The sequence below is a fragment of the Nocardioides aestuarii genome (assembly GCF_039527245.1).
Lineage (GTDB): Bacteria > Actinomycetota > Actinomycetes > Propionibacteriales > Nocardioidaceae > Nocardioides > Nocardioides aestuarii.
Genome location: NZ_BAAAJT010000002.1, coordinates 2888225 through 2911603, shown reverse-complemented (window position 1 = coordinate 2911603; position 23379 = coordinate 2888225). Strand labels below are relative to the sequence as shown.

The window sequence follows — 23379 nt, the reverse complement described above, 5'->3', positions numbered from 1 at the left end:
AGTCAGACCTCCTCGCGCCCGTCGTTGTCCTTGTTGCGGATCCCGATCTTGTTGCCGAGCCAGACCAGCGGGTCGTACTTCCGGTCGGCGACCCGCTCCTTCATCGGGATGATCGCGTTGTCGGTGATGTGGATGCCCTCGGGGCAGACCTCGGTGCAGCACTTGGTGATGTTGCACATCCCGATGCCGGCCATCTCCTGGGCGAGCTGTCGGCGGTCGTGGGTGTCGAGCGGGTGCATGTCGAGCTCGGCGTAGCGCAGGAAGAAGCGGGGGCCGGCGAACTTCTCCTTGTTGTCCTCGTGGTCACGGACGACGTGGCAGACGTCCTGGCAGAGGAAGCACTCGATGCACTTGCGGAACTCCTGCCCGCGCTCGACGTCGACCTGCAACATCCGCCGCTTGCCGTCGTCGTCGCGGGGACCGAGCTCGACGCCGGGCAGCTGGCGCGCCTTCTTGTAGTTGAAGGAGACGTCGGTGACGAGGTCGCGGATCACGTCGAAGGTCCGCATCGGCGTGACCGTGATCGTCTCGTCCTCGGCGAAGTCCGACAGCCGGGTCATGCACAACAACCGCGGCCGGCCGTTGATCTCGGCACTGCACGACCCGCACTTGCCGGCCTTGCAGTTCCAGCGGATCGCGAGGTCGCCGGCCTGCGTGGCCTGCAGCCGGTGGAGAGCGTCGAGCACGACCTCGCCCTCGGAGACCTCGACGGTGTAGTCGCGCAGCTCGCCGCCGCGCTCGTCGCCGCGCCAGACGCGGAGCTTCAGGTCGTATCCCATGCTCACTCCTGGAAGTAGGTCTTGAGCTCGTCGGGCATGACGGGCAGCGGTTGCTCGGTCAGGTCGACCCCGGTGCCGGCCTCGTCGAGGCGGACCACGAGGTTCTTGCTGCCCCACTCGGGGTCGGGCTTCGGGAAGTCGTCGCGGGTGTGACCGCCGCGGGACTCCTGCCGCGCGAGCGCCGCCTTCGCGATCGCCTCGGAGACCAGCAGCATGTTGCGGAGGTCGAGGGCGAGGTGCCAGCCGGGGTTGTACTGGCGGTGGCCGTCGACGGCCATCGCCGCCGCCCGCTCCTTGAGCCGCTGGATGCCGGCCAACGCCTCCTCGAGCTCGCTCGCGGTGCGGATGATGCCGACCAGGTCGTTCATCTGCTGCTGGAGGTCGTGGTGGATCGAGTAGGGGTTCTCGCCCTCCTCGGCGTTGAAGGGCTCGAGGGCGCTCCACTCCCCCGCCCTGACCAGGCCGTCGTCGACCTGCGGCCGCTTCTCCAGCCCGGCCGCGTACGCCGCCGCGGACTCGCCCGCGCGCCGCCCGAAGACGAGCAGGTCGGACAGGCTGTTGCCGCCGAGCCGGTTGGACCCGTGCATCCCACCGGACACCTCGCCGGCGGCGTAGAGCCCGGTGACGGCGCTCTGCTGGGTGTCGGGGTCGACCTCGACCCCGCCCATCACGTAGTGGCAGGTCGGGCCGATCTCCATCGGCTCGGCGGTGATGTCGACGTCGGCCAGCTCCTTGAACTGGTGATACATCGACGGCAGCCGCTTGCGGATGTAGTCGGCGTCGCGGCGGCTCGCGATGTCGAGGTAGATGCCGCCGTGCGGTGAGCCGCGACCCGCCTTGATCTCGGAGTTGATCGCGCGGGCGACCTCGTCCCGCGGCAGCAGCTCGGGCGGCCGGCGGTTGTTCTTCTTGTCGTCGTACCAGCGGTCGGCCTCCTCGACCGTGTCCGCCGTCTCGGACCGGAAGAACTCGGGGATGTAGTCGAACATGAACCGCTTGCCCTCGGAGTTCTTGAGGATGCCGCCGTCACCGCGCACCGACTCCGTGACCAGCAGCCCCTTCACCGACGGCGGCCACACCATGCCGGTCGGGTGGAACTGGACGAACTCCATGTTGATCAGCGACGCACCGGCCCGCATCGCGAGGGCGTGGCCGTCGCCGGTGTACTCCCACGAGTTGGACGTCACCTTGAACGACTTGCCGATGCCGCCGGTGGCGAGGACGACCGCCGGGGCGTCGATGACGACGAAGCGGCCGGTCTCGCGCCAGTAGCCGAAGACACCGGCGATCCGCTGGTCCTCCTGGAGCAGCTCGGTGACCGTGCACTCCATGAACACGTCGATGCCGATCTGCACCGCACGCTGCTGGAGGGTGCGGATCATCTCCAGCCCGGTGCGGTCGCCGACGTGGGCGAGCCGGGCGTACTTGTGGCCGCCGAAGTCGCGCTGGCTGATCAGCCCGTCGTCCGTGCGGTCGAAGAGCGCGCCCCAGTCCTCGAGCTCCATGACCCGCTCGGGCGCCTCCTGGGCGTGGAGCTGGGCCATCCGCCAGTTGTTCAGCATCTTGCCGCCGCGCATCGTGTCGCGGAAGTGGACCTCCCAGTTGTCCTCGGGCCACCGGTTGCCCATCGCCGCGGCGATGCCCCCCTCGGCCATGACGGTGTGGGCCTTGCCGAGCAGCGACTTGCAGACGATCGCGGTGTTGGCGCCGGCCTCGTGGGCGGCGATCGCCGCACGCAGGCCGGCGCCGCCGGCCCCGACGACGACGACGTCGTAGGAGTGGCGCTCGATGCCGCCCTCGGAGTAGTAGTCCATCTCGTTGCCGGTCATCTCGTGACGGGTCATGGGTCAGAAGATCCTCAGGTCCTGGATGGTGCCCGTGGCGAGCAGGAAGATGTAGAGGTCGACCAGCGCGACCGAGAACAGGGAGTACCAGGCCCACCGGGCGTGGCTCTGGTTGAGCCGCGACACCCAGGTCCACAGCCGGTAGCGGACCGGGTGCTTGCTGAAGTGGCGCAGCCGGCCGCCGACGACGTGGCGGCAGGAGTGGCACGACAGCGTGTAGAGCCAGATGAACACCACGTTGGCGAGCATCAGCAGGGTCCCGAGACCCAGGTGGACGCCACTGGTCTCGCCGTCGCCGACGGCGTACTCGGCCGGCATCGGGCGGAAGGCCAGCACCACGTCGAAGCTCAGGACGAGGGCGACCAGGACCGCGGCGTACCAGAACCAGCGGTGGACGTTCTGGAGGATCAGCGGGAACCGGGTCTCGCCGGAGTAGGACCCGTGGGGCTCGGCGACGCCGCAGGCGGGCGGGCTGAGCCAGAACGCGCGGTAGTAGGCCTTGCGGTAGTAGTAGCAGGTCATGCGGAAGCCGAGCGGGAAGATCAGGATGATCAGCGCCGCCGAGAGCGGCCACCACGCGAACGGCTGGCCGAAGTCGCTCGCACCCTCGACGCAGTCGCCGAGACAGGGCGAGTAGAAGGGCGAGAGGTAGGGCGAGGCGTAGTAGTCGCGGCCCATGAACGCACGGATCGTCGCGTAGACGACGAAGGCGCTGAAGACCACGAAGGTCGTGAGCGGCGCGAGCCACCACCGGTCGGTCCTGAGCGTGCGTTCCTCGATGCCTGCCCGGCCCGGGCCGGTCACTCCAGTCGCCATGGGTGCCTCTCGTGGGAGAACAACGGCTTGCAGTCTGTCCGGCGGGACGCCGAATGTGAAGGAGCACACACCGCGACTTCACCTCGTCGTCGTGTCGATGTGGCAGCGAGTTCTCGTCCGCGGACCACCCTCGGGCCATGAGGATCGCCCTGGTCTCGGAGTCCTTCTACCCCGCCGTCGACGGCACCACCACGACCGTGCGGGCCGTCGCCGACCGGCTCGTCGACACCGGCCACCAGGTGCTCGTGGTCGCCCCCGGGCCCGGCCTGCCGACCTACCGCGGCTGCCGCGTGGTCCGCGTCCTCAAGCCGGGCCGCAGCGAGCAGGTCCGGTCGGCGCTCGCCGACTTCCGGCCGGACCTCGTCCACCTCACCTCACCCGCCGGCCTCGGCCGCCGGGCGGCGAAGCACGCCCAGGCGATGCGGGTCCCGGTGCTCCAGGTCCAGCAGACGCCGGTCGCCGACCTGGGGGCGGACTACTGGCGCGCCACCACCGCCGCCCGCGCCGACCGGGTCGTGGTGACGGCGCACTGGATGCGCCGACGCCTCGCCGACCTCGGCGTGCCCGCCTCGTTGTGGGCACCCGGCGTCGACCACCAGACCTTCACCCCGGAGCTGCGGGACCCGGCCGTGCGCCGCAACTGGGCACGCAACGGCGAGGTGCTGGTCGGCTACGTCGGGGCGCTGCGCAACCGTCACGACGTACGACGCCTGGCGGAGGTCACCTCGCTGCCCGGCACCCGGCTGGTCGTCGTCGGCGAGGGCGCCCAGGAGGGCTGGCTCAAGTCTCAGGTGCCGACCGGCAAGTTCGTCGGCCCGCTCGCGACCGGCGCGCTCGCCCTCACCGTGGCCAACCTCGACGTGCTCGTGCACCCGGGGGTCAACGAGACCTGCTGCCACCCGCTGCGCGAGGCCGCAGCCAGCGGCGTGCCGGTCGTGGCCCCCGCTGCCGGGGGCGCTCCGGACGTGGTGAAGCCGCTCGAGACCGGGCTGCTGCACGACCCGGACGACCCGCGGGCGATGCTCCGCGCGCTCGCCGCTGTCGTCGGCGACTCGCGCCGCGACCTGCTCGGCCGGCACGCCCGCACCCTCGCCGTCCGACGGAGCTGGGCCGACGCCGTCGACGAGCTCGTCGAGCGGCACTACCTCCCGCTCCTCGCCACCTCACCGACCGCCGCCTGAGGCACTCGCGCTCAGGAGACCTCGGCGAGCCAGTCGAGGAGGAGGGCGGTGAACGCCTCGGGCCGCTCCAGCGAGGGCAGGTGTGCCGCGTCGGGCCACACCACCTGGCGGGCACCGGTGACACCGGCGAGGACCGCCGTGGCGGCCAGGTCGATGGCGTCGACGTCGAGCGCCCCGGAGAGGACCAGGGTGGGGACGTCGACCTCGCCGAGCCGCTCCAGCGCGGGCGGGTCGAGCTCGTCCTCCTCGACGTCGTCCCAGTCGAGGGTGAGCTCGAAGGCACGCCGCTGCATCTCGCCGACCAGCGCGCGGACCGCGGGGTCGACCCGGTCGCTCGGCTGACCCGGTCCGTCGACCCAGGTGACGAGGTTGGCCTCGACGGCGGCGTCGAGGTCGTCGGCCTCCAGCGCGGCGTTCTCGGCGCGACCGAAGGCGCGCAGCGTGTCGGTCGCCTCGGGGATCAGCGCCCCGCCGGGCGCGGCCAGCAGCAGGGACGCGGCGCGGCCCGGGTCGACCAGCGCGACCTCGACGGCCACGCCCGCGCCGAACGAGGCCCCGACGAGGTGGGCGCGCGCGATCCCGAGCCCGTCGAGGGTCGCGAGCACGTCGCGCCAGGGCGCGAGCGGGCCGTCAGGCCGACCGGTCGTGTCGCCGAACCCGCGGAGGTCGAGGCGCACCACGTCCCGGTGGGCGGTGAGGGCGTCCCACTGGGGCTGCCACATGCGGCGGTCGGCGACCCCGGCGTGGAGCAGCACGACGGGGAGGTCGCCGGTCGGGCCGGCGCGGTCGTGGAGGAGGTCGGGCGCTGTGTCGGGCACAGGGCCATCCAACGACCAGCAGGCCGTCGTCACAACCCGATTTGTTACTCGCCGGGTGGGCCAATGTCACACTCCCCCGGAGTCTCCTCGCGCGCGCCCGGCAGGTAGCGTGACGGTTTGTGGCAACTCCTACCTTGGTCAAGGGAGCGCGCTCGACCCGCTCGACCATCGCACTCAAGCTGCTGATGGCCGTGAGCGGCACCGTCTTCATCGGATTCGTGCTGCTCCACATGTACGGCAACCTCAAGGCCTTCGCGGGGCACGACGCCTTCAACGAGTACGCCCACCACCTGCGCGAGCTCGGCGAGCCGATGCTCCCGCACGAGGGGGCGCTGTGGATCATCCGCGTGGTACTGATCCTGTCGCTGGTCGCGCACGTCTACGCCGCGTTCACGCTGTGGTCGCGCAACAAGCGCGCTCGAGGCGCGACGCCGTACGTCGTGAAGAAGCGCACGGGGGCGACCTACGCGAGCCTGATGATGCGCTGGGGCGGCGTGACGCTGCTGCTCTTCATCGTCTGGCACCTGCTCAACTTCACCGTGGGCAAGGTCAACGTGTCGGGTGGCCCGACCGACGACCCCTACAACCTGCTCGTCGACACCTTCGACGTGTGGTGGCTGACGCTGATCTACCTCGTCGCGATGGCGATGCTCGGCGCCCACCTCCACCACGGCATCTGGAGTGCCGCGCAGACCCTCGGCCTCACCGGCACCGCCCACGCCCGCCAGCGGGCGAAGGCCGTCGGATTCACCCTCGCGCTGATCATCTCGGTCGGGTTCTCGCTGGTCCCGCTCGCGGTGCTCGCCGGCATCATCGAGAAGTAAGGGAGCACCCATGAGTGACGACATGAAGGACATGCCCGACACCGTCACGTCGACGGAGTCCTCCCACACCGGCCCCGCCGACCAGGACTACGACGACGCCGCCGGCTTCTACACCCTCGGCGAGCCGATCGTGGACGCCAAGGCCCCTGACGGGGAGATCTCCGAGCGCTGGCAGAACCGCAAGTTCGAGGCTCGGCTGGTGAACCCCGCCAACCGCCGCAAGCTCTCGGTCATCATCGTCGGCACCGGCCTCGCCGGGGCCTCGGCGGCCGCGACGCTCGGCGAGGCCGGCTACCGGGTGAAGTCCTTCTGCTACCAGGACTCCCCCCGACGGGCCCACTCGATCGCCGCCCAGGGCGGCATCAACGCGGCCAAGAACTACAAGGAGGACGGAGACTCCGTCCACCGCCTCTTCTACGACACCGTCAAGGGCGGCGACTACCGCTCGCGAGAGTCCAACGTCTACCGCCTGGCCGAGGTCAGCACGAACATCATCGACCAGTGCGTCGCCCAGGGCGTGCCCTTCGCCCGTGAGTACGGCGGCCTGCTCGACAACCGCTCCTTCGGCGGCGTGCAGGTCTCCCGGACCTTCTACGCCCGGGGACAGACCGGCCAGCAGCTGCTGATCGGCGCCTACCAGGCCCTCGAGCGCCAGGTCCACGCCGGCACGGTCGAGACCTTCACGCGCCACGAGATGCTCGAGGTCATCCTGGTGGACGGGAAGGCCCGGGGCATCATCGCCCGCGACATGGTGACCGGTGCGATCGAGACCCACACCGCGGACGTCGTGGTGCTCGCCTCGGGCGGCTACGGCAACGTCTTCTACCTCTCGACCAACGCGATGGGCTGCAACGTCACGGCCTCGTGGCGCGCGCACCGCAAGGGCGCCTACATGGCCAACCCGTGCTACACGCAGATCCACCCGACCTGCATCCCGGTGTCCGGCTCCCACCAGTCGAAGCTGACGCTGATGAGCGAGTCGCTGCGCAACGACGGCCGGATCTGGGTGCCGAAGAACAAGGCCGACTGCGACAAGGACCCGCGCGAGATCGCCGAGGAGGACCGCGACTACTACCTCGAGCGCATCTACCCCTCCTTCGGCAACCTGGTCCCCCGCGACATCGCCTCCCGCGCCGCGAAGAACGTGTGCGACGAGGGGCGGGGCGTCGGCCCGGAGGTCGACGGCGTGCGCCGCGGCGTCTACCTCGACTTCGCCGCTGCCATCGAGCGGCTCGGCCGCGACGGCATCCAGGAGAAGTACGACAACCTGTTCGACATGTACGAGCGCATCACGGGCGAGAATCCCTACGAGGTCCCGATGCGCATCTACCCCGCCGTCCACTACGTCATGGGCGGGCTGTGGGTCGACTACGACCTGCAGTCCTCCATCCCGGGCCTGTTCGTGACCGGCGAGGCCAACTTCTCCGACCACGGCGCCAACCGGCTCGGCGCCTCGGCCCTGATGCAGGGTCTGGCCGACGGCTACTTCGTGCTGCCCCACACGATCCGCGACTACCTCGCCGACGGGCCGTTCGAGCCGGTCGACGACGACCACCCTGCGGTCGTCGAGGCGCGCGAGTCGGTGCAGTCGCGCATCGACCACTTCCTGGGCAACAACGGCACCCGCAGCGTCGACTCCTACCACCGCGAGCTCGGCAACATCATGTGGGAGTTCTGCGGCATGGAGCGCACCGAGGACGGCCTCAAGAAGGCGATCGACCTGATCCGCACGCTGAAGGACGACTTCTGGCGCAACGTGAAGGTGCTCGGCACGGCCGACTCGCTCAACCAGAGCCTCGAGAAGGCCGGCCGCGTCGCCGACTTCATGGAGCTCGGCGAGCTCATGTGCATCGACGCCCTCAACCGGCGCGAGTCCTGCGGCGGCCACTTCCGCGGCGAGTCCCAGACCGAGGACGGCGAGGCGCTGCGCCACGACGACCAGTACGCCTACGTGGCGGCCTGGGAGTTCGCGGGCGACGACCAGCCGCCCGTCCTGCACAAGGAAGACCTCGTCTACACGGCGATCGAGATGAAGCAGAGGTCCTACAAGTGAAGCTGACCCTGAAGATCTGGCGTCAGGCCGGCCCCGCCGAGAAGGGCGGGATGCACACCTACGAGCTCGACGGCGTCTCGGAGGACATGTCCTTCCTCGAGATGCTCGACGTGCTCAACGAGCAGCTCATCGAGCAGGGCGAGGACCCGGTCGCCTTCGACTCCGACTGCCGCGAGGGGATCTGCGGCATGTGCGGGCTGATGATCAACGGCGACGCCCACGGGCCCGAGGTCACCACGACCTGCCAGCTCCACATGCGCTCCTTCTCCGACGGCGAGACGATCACCATCGAGCCGTGGCGCGCCGAGGCCTTCCCGGTCCTCAAGGACCTGGTGGTCGACCGCTCGGCGTTCGACCGGATCATCGCCGCGGGCGGCTACATCTCGGTCAACACCGGCTCGGCCCCCGAGGCCCACTCGGTCCCGGTCCCCCGTGACGACGCCCTGCGCGCCTTCAACGTCGCGACCTGCATCGGCTGCGGTGCCTGCGTCGCCGCCTGCCCCAACGGCTCGGCCTCGCTGTTCATGGGCGCGAAGATCACCCACCTCGGCGAGCTCCCCCAGGGCCAGCCCGAGCGAGACACCCGGGTCGTCGACATGGTCGCCCAGCACGACCACGAGGGCTTCGGCGGCTGCACCAACATCGGCCAGTGCACCGCCGCCTGCCCCAAGGAGATCCCGCTCGACGTGATCTCCCAGCTCAACAAGGACCTGCGCACCGCCATGCGTCACGGCCACTGACCGACCACGATCTGCAGCGGCGAGGCCGCGACACGCCGACACCACGGCGTGTCGCGCCTCTGTCGTGCAGGACGTGGCCTGTGGATGACGGTCACTCGGTGACCTCCGGGTGCGAGAGGCTCGCGGCGTGGATCCGGTGGCTGCCCTCGCCCGCCTGGGCGGCGTGGCGACGGCGCACGACCTGCTGCGCCTGACGACCCGACGGTCGCTTCGCACTGCCCTCGGATCGGGGCGCATCCGGAGGCTGTCCACGGGCCGCTACGGGCTGCCCACCGCCGCGGCCTCGCTGCGGCTCGCAGGAACACACGGCGGCTACGTCTCGCACCTCTGCGCCGCCGCCCACCACGGTTGGGAGATCGCCCGCCAGCCCGAGCTGCCGCAGCTGGCGGTGCCTCGTCACCGAACGCCCCCTCGCGATCTCGTCGCCGAGGTGACGCGGCTGCCGTCCACGACCGCCGACTTCCGCGGGCCTGCCACGGGTGCCGTCCTGACCGTCATCTGTGCTCCCGTGACCTCCCGTTCGGCGAAGCACTCGCCGTGGCCGACTCCTGCCTCCGCCACGGCGACGCGACCCACGACGAGCTCGTGGCCGCAGCAGCCGGGTCGCCCCCCGGCGTACGTCGGGTTGTGGCCTACGCCGACGGGCGTTCGACCAACCCGTTCGAGTCCGTCCTCCGCGCGCTCGCGATCGACGCCGGGCTCGACGTCGTCCCGCAGTACGAGGTCCGAGCCGGCGGCCTGGTGCTCCACCCGGACCTCGTCGACCCACTGCGCGGCATCGTCCTCGAGGCCGACTCGTGGGGGTTCCACGCTTCCCACGACGAGCACGACCGCGACTGTGTCCGCTACAACCCCCTCGTCGCCACGGACTGGCGGGTGCTGCGCTTCACGCACGACCACGTCATGGGATCGGCGTCCTACGTCGTGTCGACGATCCGGCATGTGATCGACGCTGCCGCGGACTAGCGGGAGCGGAGGGCCTTCCAGCCGAGGCGGCCGAGGACGGCGGCGATGGCGAAGTTGACGACGATGAGCACGGAGTGGGCCACCCAGTAGCCGGTTGCGCGCTCCTCGCCGGCGGCGTAGGCCGCGTAGAGGTTCTTGGTGAACATGCCGAAGGTCAGCACGTTCCAGAGCGCCACTCCGAGCAGGAGCAGGGCATGACGGCGTTCGAGCTTCACGGGGCGTCCTTCACTGGTCGTCCTACTTCCTGCGGGCGAGTGCGACGAGCCCGAGCATGGTGGCGCCGCCGGCGGCGAACGCCGCCTTCGGGCTGACGCCGGAGGCGGGAGCGGTCTCGCGGAGCTCGACCTGGGTGAGCTCCTTCATGGCGTACTCCGCGCGGTCGGCCTCGAGCGCCGCGCGGTCACGCTGCTCCCGCGCCTCGCGCGACGTGTGGGCCCACGCGGCCGCATACATGACCACGCGCGAGAAGTAGTAGATCCAGACCAGCAGGATCAGAGCGATCCCGAAGACCTGGAAGGCGTCGGAGTTCTTGGTCGAACCGAGCAGGAGGAACGACGCCCGCTTGAGCACCTCGAAGCCGAGCGCGCCCAGCAGTGCCCCTGACCACAGCGAGCGCCGTGGGGTGCGGGGCTGGGCCAGCACCACGAACATGGTGAAGAACAGCAGCACGTTGGCCGCAAGCCCCAGCACGACGGTCAGCAGCGTCACGAGCCAGGCGAATGCCTCGTCGACCCCGAGCCAGTCGAGCAGGTCGGTGGCGAACCCGCTGATCAGCCCGGTGACGGCGACGCTGACCAGCAGGGTGACGCCGATGACGGCCAGCGTCATCAGGTCGCGGAGCTTGCCCACCACGAAGTTCGGCTGCGCCCGCTCCGGCTCCTCGAACACGACGATGAGCGCTTGACGCATGGCCGACAGCCAGCCGAGGCCGGCGTAGAGCACACCGGCGAGTCCGATCAGCCCGGCAGTGCTGGCCCCGTCCTCGAACGCGGAGAGGTTCAGGTCGATGCCGGGGAACAGGTCGGTGAGCGCCGTGTCGAGGGCGTCCTGGGCCCCGGGGTAGACCTTCGAGACGTAGCCGACGACGAAGAAGGCGAGCGCGAGGATCGGGAAGAAGGAGAGGAAGCCGAAGTAGGTGACAGCCCCGGCCTGGAGGCTGCCCTTGACCGCGCCATAGTGCTGGACCATCCGCACGACGTGGTCGATGAGGGGCCTGCGCCGCCGGACGTCCGCGAGCCGTTCCTGGGGTGAGGTCATGGGGTGGTGGCCAGCGCGAAGTCCCGGGAGGGCCGCCAGCCGTGCTCCTCGTCGTGTCGGTAGAGGTGGAAGTCCTCGGCCTCGAAGGTGCAGTCGAAGCCGGCCAGCTCGTCGAACGCGCGGTCCATGACGGGCTCGGGCATGTGGTGGGCGATCGTCACGTGGGGGTGGAAGGGGAACTGGAGCGGGACGTCGAGCGGCCCACGGCGCACGCTCTCGGCCAGCGCCTCGCACTGGGAGATCCCCTCGACCAGCGACACGAACACCACCGGGGAGACCGGTCGGAACGTCCCGGTGCCGCGCAGGTGGATCTCGAACGGCTCGATGTCGGCCGCGGCCGCCTCGAGGTGCTCCTCGGCGGACCCGATCTGCTCCTCGGTCAGCTCGACCGGCGGGACCAGCGTGATGTGGGTGGGGATCAGCGTCGCCGTCTCGTCGCCGAGGGCGGTGCGGTAGTCCTGGAGCTCGCTCGCCCACGGCTCGGGCAGGGCGAGGGCGACTCCGATCGTGGGCACCGCTCGACCCTAGCGGCCGGCCGGCACGAAGCCGACCCGGTCGTAGACGTCGCGCAACGTCGCCTCGGCGACCGCGCCGGCCGTCGCGGCGCCTTCGGCGAGCACCTTCGCGAGCTGGTCCTGGTCCTCCAGCAGTTCCAGCGTGCGGTCGCGGAACGGCGTGACGAACTCGACCACGACGTCGGCGAGGTCACCCTTGAGCGCGCCGTAGCCCTGCCCGGAGTACGCCGTCTCGAGGTCGTCGACGGTGCGGCCGGTCAGGGCCGAGTAGATCGTCAGCAGGTTGGAGACACCCGGCTTCTCCTCGGGGTCGAACCGCACCTCCGAGCCCGAGTCGGTGACCGCCGAGCGGATCTTCTTCGCGCTCATCCTGGGGTCGTCGAGCAGGTCGATGATGCCGGAGGGCGAGGAACCCGACTTCGACATCTTCGCCGTGGGGTCCTGGAGGTCGGTGATCTTCGCCGTCGCCTTGAGGATGTAGGGCTCGGGCAGCCGGAAGGTCTTCTTGTAGCGGTGGTTGAAGCGCTGCGCGAGGTCGCGGGTCAGCTCGAGGTGCTGGCGCTGGTCCTCGCCGACCGGGACGTAGGCCGGCCGGTAGAGCAGGATGTCGGCCGCCTGCAGGATCGGGTAGGTGAACAGGCCGACCGAGGCCGCACCCTCCCCGCCCTTGGCGGACTTGTCCTTGAACTGGGTCATCCGGCGGGCCTCGCCGAAGCCGGTCAGGCACTGGAGCACCCAGCCGAGCTGGGCGTGGGCCGGGACCTGGCTCTGGACGAAGATCGCCGAGCGCTGCGGGTCGACCCCGGCCGCGAGCAGCTGTGCGGCCGCGCGCAGCGTCCGCTGCCGCAGCACCTTCGGGTCCTGCTCGACCGTGATCGCGTGCTGGTCGGCGATGAAGAAGAACGGCTGGTGCTCCTCCTGCAGCTCCACCCACTGGCGCAGGGCACCGAGGTAGTTGCCGAAGTGGAAGGAGTCGGCCGTCGGCTGGATCCCGGAGAGGACGCGCGGCCGTGCGGTCGGAGCGGACATGGCCCCGATTCTGTCAGGAGCGCCGGTGGCGCCGGACCGCAGGTCAGCCGTGGGTACGGCGCAGCGCGGCCGACCACCCGAGCACCAGGAGGCCGAGCAGGGCCAGCAGCGCGCCGACGACGCCCGGGGCCTGATAGCCCCAGCCGGCCGAGACGACGAGGCCGCCCAGGAAGGCGCCGAGGGCGTTGGCGACGTTGAGCGCGGCGTGGTTCATCGCAGCGCCCATGGTGCGGGCCTCCGCCGCGACCGACATCAGCCGGATCTGGAGGGCGAGGACCAGCACGGAGCCGGTGACGGTGATCCCGAAGAGGACGGGCAGGGTCCACCAGCCCGCCGGGGCGAGCACGCTGAACAGGAGCAGCAGCAGACCCTGACCGGCGCCACCGATGAACATCGAGCGCATCACCGACCAGTCGGCCATCCGCCCCGCCACCCAGGTCCCGACGACCATGCCGAGCCCGAAGGCGAAGAGGAAGATCGGGGCCACCGACTCCGGCAGGCCGCCCACCTCGGTGATGGTCGGGACGATGTAGGTGTAGACGGCGAACATGCCGCCGAAGCCGATCGCACCCGCGAGCAGCGTGAGCAGGACCTGCGGTTGCTTCAGCGCCGCCAGCTCGTTGCGCCAGGTCGCGTCGGGGTTGCCCTTCGTGCGTGGGACGAAGGTCGCGACGAGGGCGACCGTCAGCAGGCCGAGCGCGGCGACCAGCCAGTAGGCGGTGCGCCAGCCCAGGTTCTGGCCGAGCCACGTCGCGGCCGGGACACCGACGACGTTCGCGACCGAGAGCCCGAGCATCACCGAGGCGATGGCGCGGCCCTTGCGGTGGGGAGCGACCATGCTGGCCGCGACGAGCGAGGCGACACCGAAGTAGGCGCCGTGCGGCAGGCCCGAGGCGAACCGCGCGACCAGCAGCGCGTCGTACGACGTGGCGAGGGCGGAGGCAGCGTTGCCGACAGCGAACGCCGTCATCAGGACGAGCAGCAGCGCGCGGCTGGGCAGCCGGGCCGCGAGCGTGGCGATCGTCGGAGCGCCGACGACCACCCCGAGCGCGTAGGCCGAGATCGCGTGGCCCGCGGAGGGGATCGAGACGTCCACGCCCCGCGCCAGCTGGGGCAGCAGACCCATCGACACGAACTCGGTCGTGCCGATCGCGAAGCCGCCCATGGCGAGCGCCACCAGCGCCACCGTGACGTGGCGCGGGCGGAGGTCGGTCGTCGGCTCCGTGGCGAGGGTGGTCACGTGAGGCGGCAACAGCCCGCCGGGGGACTCCATTCCGTGATCCCCGGTGTGACCTCGGACTCCCCCGGTCATCCGGAGGCCGCGACGAGCGCGTCGCCGAGCGCCGTGCGCCAGTAGAGCACCTCGCGCCCGGACCGTCGGCGCTCGGCCAGCCCGCTCTCGCGGAGCACCCGCAGGTGGCCGCCCACAGAGCCGACCGGCAGTCCGGTGAGACCGGCCAGCCCGGAGGTGCTCGAGGGCGTCCCGAGTGCTGCCAGCAGCCGGGCGCGGTTGGGGCCGAGGAGCCGCGCGGACGCTCCGGGCTGGCCGGACTCGAGTCCGGCGAGGGCACCCGCGACGGGGTAGTAGACGGCATACCGGTCCGGGAGGTCCCAGCCGACTGAGCTGGCGGGGCTGTGGACCGGCACGAACCAGAGCTCGGTCGCGCCGGTCAGGTCGCGGGACGGGTTGTCGTGGAGGTTGATCCGCAGCTCCCCGTCGCCGAGCCACGCCCGGTCGCGCCCGAGGTCGCCGAGGACCGACTCCCAGCCGTGGGTCGCCAGCCGCGACGTGCGGGAGACGATGTCGGCGCGCAGCACCCGCTCGCGCCGCGGCCAGTCGGTGGCGACGACGTGCACCCACACCCAGTCGAGCAACGCGGTGGCGTGACCCGCCGTCCCCGGCCGGCGCAGCACCGGCGGCAGGACCGCGCCCGAGGTCTCGGCCAGGTCGGCCCGGACCCGCCGGTCCCCGAGCGAGGCGAGCTCGGCGAGGTGGCTGGGGAAGGAGGTGTGCCCGCCGCGCGGTGGCAGGCACAGGAAGTCGGCCGTCCACCGGGGCGCGAAGCAGTGCGCGAGCACGGCGGCCCGGCCCGGATGGCGCTCGAGCATGGCGCGGAAAGCGTCGCCGTGCAGGGCGGCCAGCGCTCGCTCGCTAGGGGTGCGCGGGCGGTCGAGGCCCGCCATCGCGGCCACGACGTCGGCGTACGGCGACACCGTGAAGCGCGCCCGCGCCAGCAGGTCGGCCGACATCTGCCAGGTGCCCATGTTTCGCCTCCACGCGAAACATTAGCGTCGCGGGGCTCCCGGAGCCGAGGATCGCCGGGTGAGGACCTATCGCGACCTGTTCGCCGTGGCGGAGTTCCGGGTGCTGTTCGTCTCCCAGTGCCTGACGATGGTGGCCGCGGCCACCGCCGGGCTGGCGCTCGGCACCATCGTGCACCGGGAGACCGGGTCGGCGGTCCTGACCGGCCTCAGCATGTTCGGGGGGCCGATCGCGGCGCTCGTCGCCTCCGCGTTCTGGCTCTCGGCCTCCGACCTCGTCCGCCCGCGCCGGGCGCTGGTCACGGTGGCGAGCGTGATCGCCGTGGCCGACCTGGTGCAGGCCGTCCCGGGGATGCCGTGGCCGGCCCGCTTCGGGCTGCTCGCCGCGGTCTGGCTGGTGATGTCCACCGCCGCAGGTGCCGGCGTGGCCTACCTTGCCGACCTGCTGCCGCACGAGGCCTTCGTGCTGGGCCGGGCGACGCTCAACATCGCTGTCGGGTCGATGCAGATCGTGGGCTACGGGCTCGGGGGACTGCTGCTCGTCGCGTTGAGCCCCCAGGGCCTCTTCCTCGTGGCCGCGGCGAGCGCGGCGGCGGCCGCGGTCCTGTTGCGGCTCGGTCTGGCCGACCGCGAGGCCCGCGCCACCGGTCCCGTCGTACGACGCACCCGTGAGGTCAACCGGAGGCTGCTCGGCTCCCCCGTCCTGCGTCCCCTCTATCTCTCCTCCTGGGTGCCCAACGGCCTGATCGTCGGCTGCGAGGCGCTCTACATCCCCTTCGCGGGCGAGCGTGCCGGCTTCCTCTTCGCCACCACCGCCGCGGGGATGCTGCTCGGCGACGTCGTGGTCGGCCGGTTCCTGGGCCCCGACACCCGTGACCGGCTCGTCAACCCGTTGCGCTTCCTCCTCGCCGCCCCCTTCCTGCTCTTCTGGTTCGACCCCCATCTCGGCATCGCCCTGGCCCTCGGCTTCGTCGCCGCCATCGGCTACGCCGACAGCCTCCCGCTGCAGGAGCGGCTCCTCGACCGGATCCCGGAGGACGTCCGCGGCCAGGCGATGGGACTGCGCTCGACCGGGCTGAGCGCCGGTCAGGCACTCGGCGCGCTGGTCGCGGGCGCCACGGCCGACCTGCTGGGCATCGGCTCGGAGTCGGCCGGGCGGGCGATGGCCGTCATGGCCGTGCTGTCGCTGCTGGTGAGCCTCGCCCTGGTGCCCGGGTTGCGACGGTCGCGGCGCCACGCGCCCGCGGCCCCCGAAGACGCGTCGTACCCGACCTCAGCGTCGTGATCCGTCCGGATCACGACCGTGAGGTCGGGTACGACGGCGGGTGGGGTCAGCGCAGGGAGTCGATCGCGGCGTTGAGCGTCGCGGACGGCCGCATGACCTGCTCGGCCTTGGCGGGGTCGGGCCGGAAGTAGCCGCCGATGTCGGCGGGGCTGCCCTGGACCCCGTTGAGCTCCTCGACGATCGCCTGCTCGTCGCCGGCCAGCTTCTCCGCGAGCGGAGCGAACGCCTCGGCGAGCGCTGCGTCCTCGGTCTGCTTCGCGAGCTCCTGCGCCCAGTAGAGGGCGAGGTAGAAGTGGGAGCCGCGGTTGTCGATGCCGCCGATCTTGCGGGTCGGCGACCTGTCCTCCTCGAGGAAGGTCGCGGTCGCCGCGTCGAGCGTGTCGGCCAGGACCTGCGCCCGGGCGTTGTCCTCGCGCTGGGCGAGGTGCTCGAACGAGGCGGCCAGCGCGAAGAACTCACCGAGGCTGTCCCACCGCAGGTAGTTCTCCTCGACGAGCTGCTGCACGTGCTTCGGGGCCGAGCCGCCGGCGCCGGTCTCGAAGAGGCCGCCCCCGTTCATCAGCGGGACGATCGAGAGCATCTTCGCCGACGTGCCGACCTCGAGGATCGGGAAGAGGTCGGTGTTGTAGTCGCGCAGCACGTTGCCGGTGACCGAGATGGTGTCCTCGCCCTTGCGGATCCGCTCGAGCGAGTAGGTGCATGCGTCGGCGGGCGACATGATCTCGATGGTCAACCCGTCGGTGTCGTGGTCACCCACGTAGTCATGGACCTTCGCGATCAGGTTGGCGTCGTGGGCCCGGGTCTCGTCGAGCCAGAAGACGGCCGGCGAGCCGGACGCGCGGGCGCGGGTGACGGCGAGCTTGACCCAGTCGCGGATCGGCTCGTCCTTGGTCTGGCAGGCACGCCAGATGTCGCCGGGCTCCACGTCGTGGGACATGAGTACGCCGCCGGCGGAGTCGACCACCGTCACGGTGCCGGCCGCGGTCATCTCGAAGGTCTTGTCGTGGGAGCCGTACTCCTCGGCCTTGCGGGCCATCAGGCCGACGTTCGGGACCGAGCCCATCGTGGCGGGGTCGAGCGCGCCGTGGGCCTTGCAGTCGTCGATGACGGCCGCGTAGACGCCGGCATAGCTGGAGTCGGGGATGACCGCGAGGCAGTCGTCCTCCTGGCCGTCGGGACCCCACATGTGGCCGCCGATCCGGATCATCGCCGGCATCGAGGCGTCGATGATGACGTCGGAGGGGACGTGCAGGTTGGTGATGCCCTTGCGGTCGTCGACCATGGCCATCCGCGGGCCCTCGGCGAGCCCAGCCTCGACCGAGGCCTTGATCGCGTCCCCGTCGGGCAGGTCGGAGACCGCCGAGAGCAGCGCACCGAGCCCGTCGTTGGGCGAGATGCCGGCCGCGGCCAGCTGCTCGCCGTACTGCTCGAAGAGCGTCGGGAAGAACGCCTGGACGGCGTGGCCGAAGATGATCGGGTCGGAGACCTTCATCATCGTGGCCTTGAGGTGGACCGAGAACAGCACGTCGTCGGCCTTGGCCCGGGCGATCTGCTCGGTGAGGAAGCGGCGCAGCGCGGCGACGTTCATGAACGTCGCGTCGACGACCTCGCCGGCCTCGACGGTGAGGCCGTCCTTGAGCACGGTCTCGGTGCCGTCGCTCGAGGTGTGCACGATGCGGAGGGTGTCGGCCGACTCCATGACGACCGACTGCTCGTTGGACCGGAAGTCGTCGTGACCCATGGTCGCGACCTCGGTCCTCGAGTCGCTCTTCCACTCGCCCATGCGGTGGGGGTGCTTCTTGGCGTAGCCCTTGACCGCGGCGGGCGCGCGGCGGTCGGAGTTGCCCTCGCGCAGCACCGGGTTGACCGCGGAACCCTTGACCTTGTCGTAGGCGGCGCGGGCGGCCTTCTCCTCGTCGGTCTGGGGGTTCTCGGGGTAGGCCGGGATGTCGTAGCCCTGCTCCTGCAGCTCCTTGACCGCGGCCTTGAGCTGCGGGACGGAGGCGGAGATGTTGGGCAGCTTGATGATGTTGGCCTCGGGCGTCGTCGCCATCTCGCCGAGCTCGGCGAGCGCGTCGCCGATGCGCTGGTCGTCGCTCAGGCGGTCGGGGAACTGCGCGAGGATGCGGCCGGCCAGCGAGATGTCGCGGGTCTCGACGGACACACCGGCCTGGGCGGCGTACGCCTCGATGATCGGCAGGAACGAGTAGGTCGCGAGCAGCGGCGCCTCGTCGGTGTGGGTGTAGATGATCGTGGAGCCATCGGTGTCGGTCACGCGTCGGACGCTACCAATCGCGCCCGCACGAGCTCGACCCGCTCCTCCCCTCCCGAGACGGTCTCCTCGAGGACCAGGCCCGTGCCGCGGGCGTAGTACTTCACCTCGACCAGCCCGGGCTCGAGCGGGGTCGTGTCCTCGGTCACCACGAGGTCGTCGTAGGTCGTGCCGGCCACGGTGCGGGTCTCCCCCACCGCGAGCACCCGTGCCTGGTCCTCGGCGGCACCCGCGTCGTACTCCTGGCGGTAGCCGTCACCCACGCGTGGCGTCGCCGGCATCGCGAGCCCCGCCTCGGCCCCGTCGACCCCGGCCTCCCACGAGCCCTCGGTCGTCGGCCGGCGGCGCCTGCCCTCGTAGGCGGTCGTGTCCTCGCCGAAGTACCAGACGTTGCCCGCGGTGTCCTGCGCGAACCAGTCGTAGGTGTCCTCGACGACCCGCCCCCTCGCGTCCGTCACGACGTCGTGCACGACCGTGGTGGTCACTCCGGCGACGACGCGGGTCTCGTCGGTGACCGTGACGGTGACCGTCTCCCTCTCCCCCTCGTCGCCCGTCGACTCGTAGACCCACTCCGAGCCCGGCACGAGCGGCAGCCAGGGGTTGTCGATGCGGTCCACGAAGTCGGCCGGGTCGGGCGAGGGCGTCGGCACCTCGAGCCCGTCCACCCCCGTGGGCCCGATCTCCTCGGGCGCGCCGCCGCAACCGCCGAGCAGGAGGACGGCGAGCAGCGCGGGTGCCAGCGTCCGGCGCGGGGTCATGGAGGCAGCATGTCGCACCGCTGCTAGCGTCGGAGCGCTGACCCTTCACCTCCAGATCGAGGAGCCTCGACGTGACCTCTCCGCTCAAGGTGGCCGTGACCGGTGCCGCCGGCCAGATCGGCTACAGCCTCCTGTTCCGCCTCGCGAGCGGTGCGCTCCTCGGCCAGGACCGCCCGATCCAGCTCCAGCTGCTCGAGATCGAGCCGGCCCTGAAGGCGCTCGAGGGTGTCGTCATGGAGCTCGACGACTGCGCCTTCCCGACCCTCGCCGGCGTCGAGATCGGCGCCGACGCCGAGAAGGTCTTCGACGGCGTCAACCTCGCCCTGCTCGTCGGTGCCCGCCCGCGCGGCCCGGGCATGGAGCGCAGCGACCTGCTCGAGGCCAACGGCGCGATCTTCACCGCCCAGGGCAAGGCCCTCAACGCGGTGGCCGCGGACGACGTCCGGATCGGCGTGACCGGCAACCCTGCCAACACCAATGCCCTGATCGCGATGTCCAACGCCCCCGACATCCCGGCGGAGCGCTTCTCCGCGCTGACCCGCCTCGACCACAACCGGGCGATCTCGCAGCTCGCAGCGAAGACCGGTGCGCCGGTGACCGACATCAAGAAGATGACGATCTGGGGCAACCACTCCGCCACCCAGTACCCCGACCTGTTCCACGCCGAGGTCGGCGGGAAGATCGCGGCCGACGTCGTCAACGACCAGGAGTGGCTCGAGAACGACTTCATCCCCACGGTCGCCAAGCGCGGCGCAGCGATCATCGATGCCCGCGGCTCCTCCTCGGCGGCCTCGGCCGCGTCGGCGACCATCGACGCCGCCCGCGACTGGCTGCTCGGATCCGCCGAGGGCGACTGGGTCTCGATGGCGGTCCGGTCCGACGGCTCCTACGACGTCCCCGAGGGCCTCATCTACTCCTTCCCCGTCGTCACCAAGGACGGCAACTGGGAGATCGTCGAGGGCCTCGACATCAACGAGTTCTCGCGGGCGAAGATGGACGCCACGGCCGCCGAGCTCACCGAGGAGCGCGACGCGGTGAAGGGCCTCGGGCTCATCTGAGGCTCGATCTCGACTGAGCGCCTGCGCGACTTCGCAGGCTCAGTCGCGGCGCTCGCTCGATCTGGCAGCACCCACGCCCGGTTCCGCTCCGCGGAGCCGGGCTGTGCTGCTCAGAAGGGCTGTTGGGGGATGTCGCCGGCGAGGAACCAGATCAGCCCGGCGACGACGAGCAACAGGGGCACGTCGAAGGCGCGGTGGCGCACGGCGAGCATGCCCGCCTGCCGCGACGGCAGCACCAGCCGGCAGCCGGCGGCGAAGGCGAGCGACGCGGCGACGACGCGGACGCCGGTGCGCCAGTCGTCGAGGGCGGCGACGCCGAGCCCCGTGATGACGCCCGCCAGCGCGACGAGGTAGAGCAGCCCGCCGATGGTGGAGGGGTAGCGGCGCGGCGCAGGGTCCGGCGGCTTGATGTCGGGGGCGGGCTCGGACGCGGCCTCGCTCATGCGACCCCCGCCGCGCGCTCCGCGGCCTCGACGATGTTGGAGAGCAGCATCGCGCGCGTCATCGGGCCGACCCCGCCCGGGTTGGGCGACACCCAGCCCGCGACGTCCCAGACGTCGTCGGCGAGGTCGCCGGCGATCTTGCCCTCGACGCGCGAGACACCGACGTCGAGCAGGGCGGCGCCGGGCTTGACCATGTCGCCGGTGATGATGCCGGGCACGCCGGCGGCGGCCACGACGATGTCTGCCTCGCGCACGTGGGCGGCGAGGTCGCGGGTGCCGGTGTGGCACAGCGTCACGGTCGCGTTCTCCGTACGCCGGGTCAGCAGCAGGCCGAGCGGCCGGCCGACCGTCAGCCCGCGGCCGACGACCACGACCTCGGCGCCCGCGATCTCGACGTCGTGGCGGCGCAGCAGCTCGATGACGCCGACCGGGGTGCACGGCAGCGGCCCGGGCTTGCCGAGGACGAGCTTGCCGAGGTTCATCGGGTGGAGGCCGTCGACGTCCTTGTCCGGGTCGACCCGCGAGAGCAGCGCGAACTCGTCGCGCCCCGTCGGCTGCTGGACGAGGAACCCGGTGCACGTGGGATCGGCGTTGAGGTCGTCGATCACGGCCTCGACCTCGGCCTGCGGCGTACCGGCGGGCAGGTCGCGCCGCAGCGAGGTGATGCCGATCTCGGCGCAGTCCTTGTGCTTCGCTCCGACGTACCAGTGGCTGCCCGGGTCGTCGCCCACCAGCACGGTGCCCAGCCCGGGCGTGACGCCCCGCTCGGCGAGCAGCCGCACCCGTTCGGTGAGCTCCTCCTTGATCACCTTCAGCGTGGCGTTGCCGTCGAGCCTCTGTGCAGTCACGGTGGGGATCCTCGCAGACGAACGGTCAGTGGAAGAAGTGCCTCGTCCCGGTGAAGTACATCGTCACGCCGGCGGCCTCGCAGGCCTTGACCGTGAGCTCGTCGCGCACGGAGCCGCCGGGCTGGACGATGGCCGTCACCCCGGCGTCGAGGAGGACCTGCGGGCCGTCCTCGAACGGGAAGAACGCGTCGGACGCGGCGACCGAGCGGGCGGCCCGCTCCCCCGCCCGCTCGACCGCCAGCCGGCAGGAGTCGACCCGGTTCACCTGGCCCATGCCGATGCCGACCGAGGCGCCGTCGTGGGCGAGCAGGATCGCGTTGGACTTCACCGACCGGCACGCCCTCCAGGCGAAGGCGAGGTCGGCGAGCACGTCGGCGGACGCCGCCTCACCGGTCGCCAACGTCCAGGTCGACGGGTCGTCGCCACCCGCGCCCTCGTCGAGCACGGCGTCGACGTAGTCGCGCTCCTGGACCAGTAGTCCCCCGGAGATCGGTCGCATCTCCACCTCGCCGCGTCCCAGCGGCTCGCAGACGAGGATCCGGATGTTCTTCTTCCCCTGCAGGACCTCGACGGCTCCGTCGTCGTACGCCGGCGCCACGATCACCTCGGTGAAGATCTCGGCCACCTGCTCGGCCATCGCGACCGAGACGGGCCGGTTCGCGGCGATGACGCCGCCGAAGGCGGAGACGGAGTCGCACGCGTGGGCGCGGCGGTGGGCCTCCGCGACGTCGGACCCGACGGCGATCCCGCACGGGTTGGCGTGCTTGATGATGGCCACCGCCGGCTCGTCGAAGCCGTAGGCCGCGCGCCGGGCGGCGTCGGTGTCGACGTAGTTGTTGTAGGACATCTCCTTGCCGTGGAGCTGCTCGGCCTGGGCGAGGCCGCTGCCGACGTCGTTGAGGTAGAGCGCGGCCCGCTGGTGGGGGTTCTCCCCGTAGCGCAGGGTCGAGGCCTTTTCCCACGTGCCGCCGACCCACGCCGGGAATCCCTCGCCGTCGCTGGTGTCGGTGAGCACGTTGCCCATCCACGAGGCGACGTTCACGTCGTAGGTCGCGGTGTGCACGAACGCGTCGGCGGCCAGCCGCTGCCGCTCCTCGAGGGTGAAGCCGCCGGCGGCGACCGCGGCCAGGACGTCGTCGTAGCGCTCGGGCGAGGTCACGATCGCGACCGAGGGGTGGTTCTTGGCTGCTGCGCGGACCATCGAGGGGCCGCCGATGTCGATCTGCTCGACGCACTCGTCGGGCGTGGCGCCCGACGCGACCGTCTGGGTGAAGGGGTAGAGGTTGGAGACGACGAGGTCGAAGGGCTCGACGCCGAGGTCGGCGAGCTGGGAGACGTGGGACTCCAGTCGGCGGTCGGCGAGGATGCCGGCGTGGACGCGCGGGTGGAGCGTCTTGACCCGGCCGTCGAGGCACTCGGGGAAGCCGGTCAGGTCCTCGACCTTCGTCACGGGGATGCCGAGACCCTCGATCAGGGCGGCGGAGCCACCCGTGGAGACGAGCTCGACGCCGGCGTCGTGGAGGCCGCGGGCGAGCGGCTCGAGACCGGTCTTGTCGTAGACGGAGACCAGGGCGCGGCGGATCTGGATGCGGGTCACGGGTGACTCCTCGGGGCTCGGGGTGGATCGAGTA

22 protein-coding genes are annotated in these 23379 nt (G+C 71.3%); 7 read left to right on the top strand and 15 right to left on the bottom strand.

What is annotated here, in order from left to right:
* Positions 1-2 precede the first annotated feature (2 nt).
* From ABD091_RS14665 to ABD091_RS14655, 3 genes are read right to left on the bottom strand one after another with little or no spacing between them, the layout of a single operon-like run.
* Positions 3-779, bottom strand: a complete 777-nt coding sequence (locus tag ABD091_RS14665; protein ID WP_343919714.1) for a succinate dehydrogenase/fumarate reductase iron-sulfur subunit — start codon at positions 777-779, stop codon at positions 3-5.
* A 2-nt stretch (positions 780-781) separates the two neighbouring features.
* The gene (locus tag ABD091_RS14660) at positions 782-2623 is read right to left on the bottom strand and encodes a fumarate reductase/succinate dehydrogenase flavoprotein subunit (RefSeq protein ID WP_343919712.1); all 1842 of its coding nucleotides are present in this window, start codon (positions 2621-2623) and stop codon (positions 782-784) included.
* 3 nt (positions 2624-2626) lie between these two features.
* The gene (locus ABD091_RS14655; RefSeq protein WP_343919710.1) at positions 2627-3439 is read right to left on the bottom strand and encodes a hypothetical protein; all 813 of its coding nucleotides are present in this window, start codon (positions 3437-3439) and stop codon (positions 2627-2629) included.
* A gap of 137 nt (positions 3440-3576) precedes the next feature.
* On the opposite strand from ABD091_RS14655, the gene ABD091_RS14650 reads away from it, so the two are divergent.
* Complete coding sequence (locus tag ABD091_RS14650) at positions 3577-4620, top strand: glycosyltransferase (RefSeq protein ID WP_343919708.1); 1044 nt, start codon at positions 3577-3579, stop codon at positions 4618-4620.
* Between the two features lie 11 nt (positions 4621-4631).
* On the opposite strand, the gene ABD091_RS14645 is transcribed toward ABD091_RS14650, so the two are convergent.
* A complete protein-coding gene (locus ABD091_RS14645) occupies positions 4632-5438 on the bottom strand; it encodes an alpha/beta fold hydrolase (protein ID WP_343919706.1) in 807 nt (268 codons plus the stop codon).
* Positions 5439-5557: 119 nt separating this feature from the next.
* Here ABD091_RS14645 and ABD091_RS14640 point away from each other — a divergent pair, with 119 nt between their 5' ends.
* From ABD091_RS14640 to ABD091_RS14625, 4 genes are all read left to right on the top strand, one after another.
* On the top strand, positions 5558-6262 hold the full coding sequence (locus ABD091_RS14640; protein WP_343919704.1) for a succinate dehydrogenase cytochrome b subunit: 705 nt from the start codon (positions 5558-5560) through the stop codon (positions 6260-6262).
* Between the two features lie 31 nt (positions 6263-6293).
* On the top strand, positions 6294-8315 hold the full coding sequence (locus ABD091_RS14635; protein ID WP_343920950.1) for a fumarate reductase/succinate dehydrogenase flavoprotein subunit: 2022 nt from the start codon (positions 6294-6296) through the stop codon (positions 8313-8315).
* Entirely contained in the window at positions 8312-9055 is a 744-nt protein-coding gene (locus tag ABD091_RS14630; protein ID WP_343919702.1) for a succinate dehydrogenase/fumarate reductase iron-sulfur subunit, read from the top strand. The genes ABD091_RS14635 and ABD091_RS14630 overlap by 4 nt, the downstream gene beginning before the upstream one ends.
* 537 nt (positions 9056-9592) lie before the next feature.
* Positions 9593-10021, top strand: a complete 429-nt coding sequence (locus ABD091_RS14625; protein WP_343919700.1) for a hypothetical protein — start codon at positions 9593-9595, stop codon at positions 10019-10021.
* Here ABD091_RS14625 and ABD091_RS14620 read toward each other — a convergent pair.
* From ABD091_RS14620 to ABD091_RS14595, 6 genes are all read right to left on the bottom strand, one after another.
* The gene (locus ABD091_RS14620; protein ID WP_343919698.1) at positions 10018-10236 is read right to left on the bottom strand and encodes an SCO4848 family membrane protein; all 219 of its coding nucleotides are present in this window, start codon (positions 10234-10236) and stop codon (positions 10018-10020) included. The genes ABD091_RS14625 and ABD091_RS14620 overlap by 4 nt on opposite strands.
* A gap of 22 nt (positions 10237-10258) precedes the next feature.
* The gene (locus tag ABD091_RS14615) at positions 10259-11278 is read right to left on the bottom strand and encodes a YihY/virulence factor BrkB family protein (protein WP_343919696.1); all 1020 of its coding nucleotides are present in this window, start codon (positions 11276-11278) and stop codon (positions 10259-10261) included.
* Complete coding sequence (locus ABD091_RS14610; protein ID WP_343919694.1) at positions 11275-11793, bottom strand: 2'-5' RNA ligase family protein; 519 nt, start codon at positions 11791-11793, stop codon at positions 11275-11277. Before ABD091_RS14610 ends, ABD091_RS14615 begins: the two co-directional genes overlap by 4 nt.
* A gap of 9 nt (positions 11794-11802) precedes the next feature.
* Complete coding sequence (gene trpS / locus ABD091_RS14605; protein ID WP_343919692.1) at positions 11803-12822, bottom strand: tryptophan--tRNA ligase; 1020 nt, start codon at positions 12820-12822, stop codon at positions 11803-11805.
* Between the two features lie 43 nt (positions 12823-12865).
* Positions 12866-14062 carry an MFS transporter gene (locus ABD091_RS14600; protein ID WP_343919690.1) on the bottom strand — a complete coding sequence of 399 codons (1197 nt, stop codon included), beginning with the start codon at positions 14060-14062 and terminating at the stop codon, positions 12866-12868.
* A gap of 68 nt (positions 14063-14130) precedes the next feature.
* Positions 14131-15087, bottom strand: a complete 957-nt coding sequence (locus ABD091_RS14595; protein ID WP_343919688.1) for an ArsR/SmtB family transcription factor — start codon at positions 15085-15087, stop codon at positions 14131-14133.
* Positions 15088-15145: 58 nt separating this feature from the next.
* Here ABD091_RS14595 and ABD091_RS14590 point away from each other — a divergent pair, with 58 nt between their 5' ends.
* The gene (locus ABD091_RS14590; protein WP_343919686.1) at positions 15146-16369 is read left to right on the top strand and encodes an MFS transporter; all 1224 of its coding nucleotides are present in this window, start codon (positions 15146-15148) and stop codon (positions 16367-16369) included.
* Between the two features lie 46 nt (positions 16370-16415).
* On the opposite strand, the gene ABD091_RS14585 is transcribed toward ABD091_RS14590, so the two are convergent.
* On the bottom strand, positions 16416-18644 hold the full coding sequence (locus tag ABD091_RS14585; protein ID WP_343919684.1) for an NADP-dependent isocitrate dehydrogenase: 2229 nt from the start codon (positions 18642-18644) through the stop codon (positions 16416-16418).
* Positions 18641-19399: a hypothetical protein gene (locus ABD091_RS14580; protein WP_343919682.1), complete on the bottom strand. Its 759-nt coding sequence runs from the start codon at positions 19397-19399 to the stop codon at positions 18641-18643. Before ABD091_RS14580 ends, ABD091_RS14585 begins: the two co-directional genes overlap by 4 nt.
* A 71-nt stretch (positions 19400-19470) precedes the next feature.
* Between ABD091_RS14580 and ABD091_RS14575 the strand changes: the two genes are divergently transcribed.
* Positions 19471-20457: a malate dehydrogenase gene (locus tag ABD091_RS14575; RefSeq protein ID WP_343919680.1), complete on the top strand. Its 987-nt coding sequence runs from the start codon at positions 19471-19473 to the stop codon at positions 20455-20457.
* Between the two features lie 110 nt (positions 20458-20567).
* Here the strand turns inward: ABD091_RS14575 and ABD091_RS14570 are convergent, their stop codons facing one another.
* From ABD091_RS14570 to purH, 3 genes are read right to left on the bottom strand one after another with little or no spacing between them, the layout of a single operon-like run.
* Positions 20568-20900 carry a DUF3017 domain-containing protein gene (locus ABD091_RS14570; protein WP_343919678.1) on the bottom strand — a complete coding sequence of 111 codons (333 nt, stop codon included), beginning with the start codon at positions 20898-20900 and terminating at the stop codon, positions 20568-20570.
* The gene (locus tag ABD091_RS14565) at positions 20897-21748 is read right to left on the bottom strand and encodes a bifunctional methylenetetrahydrofolate dehydrogenase/methenyltetrahydrofolate cyclohydrolase (protein WP_343919676.1); all 852 of its coding nucleotides are present in this window, start codon (positions 21746-21748) and stop codon (positions 20897-20899) included. Before ABD091_RS14565 ends, ABD091_RS14570 begins: the two co-directional genes overlap by 4 nt.
* Positions 21749-21773: 25 nt before the next feature.
* Positions 21774-23345, bottom strand: coding sequence for a bifunctional phosphoribosylaminoimidazolecarboxamide formyltransferase/IMP cyclohydrolase (gene purH, locus ABD091_RS14560; protein ID WP_343919674.1), 1572 nt, complete (start codon positions 23343-23345; stop codon positions 21774-21776).
* Positions 23346-23379 lie beyond the last annotated feature (34 nt).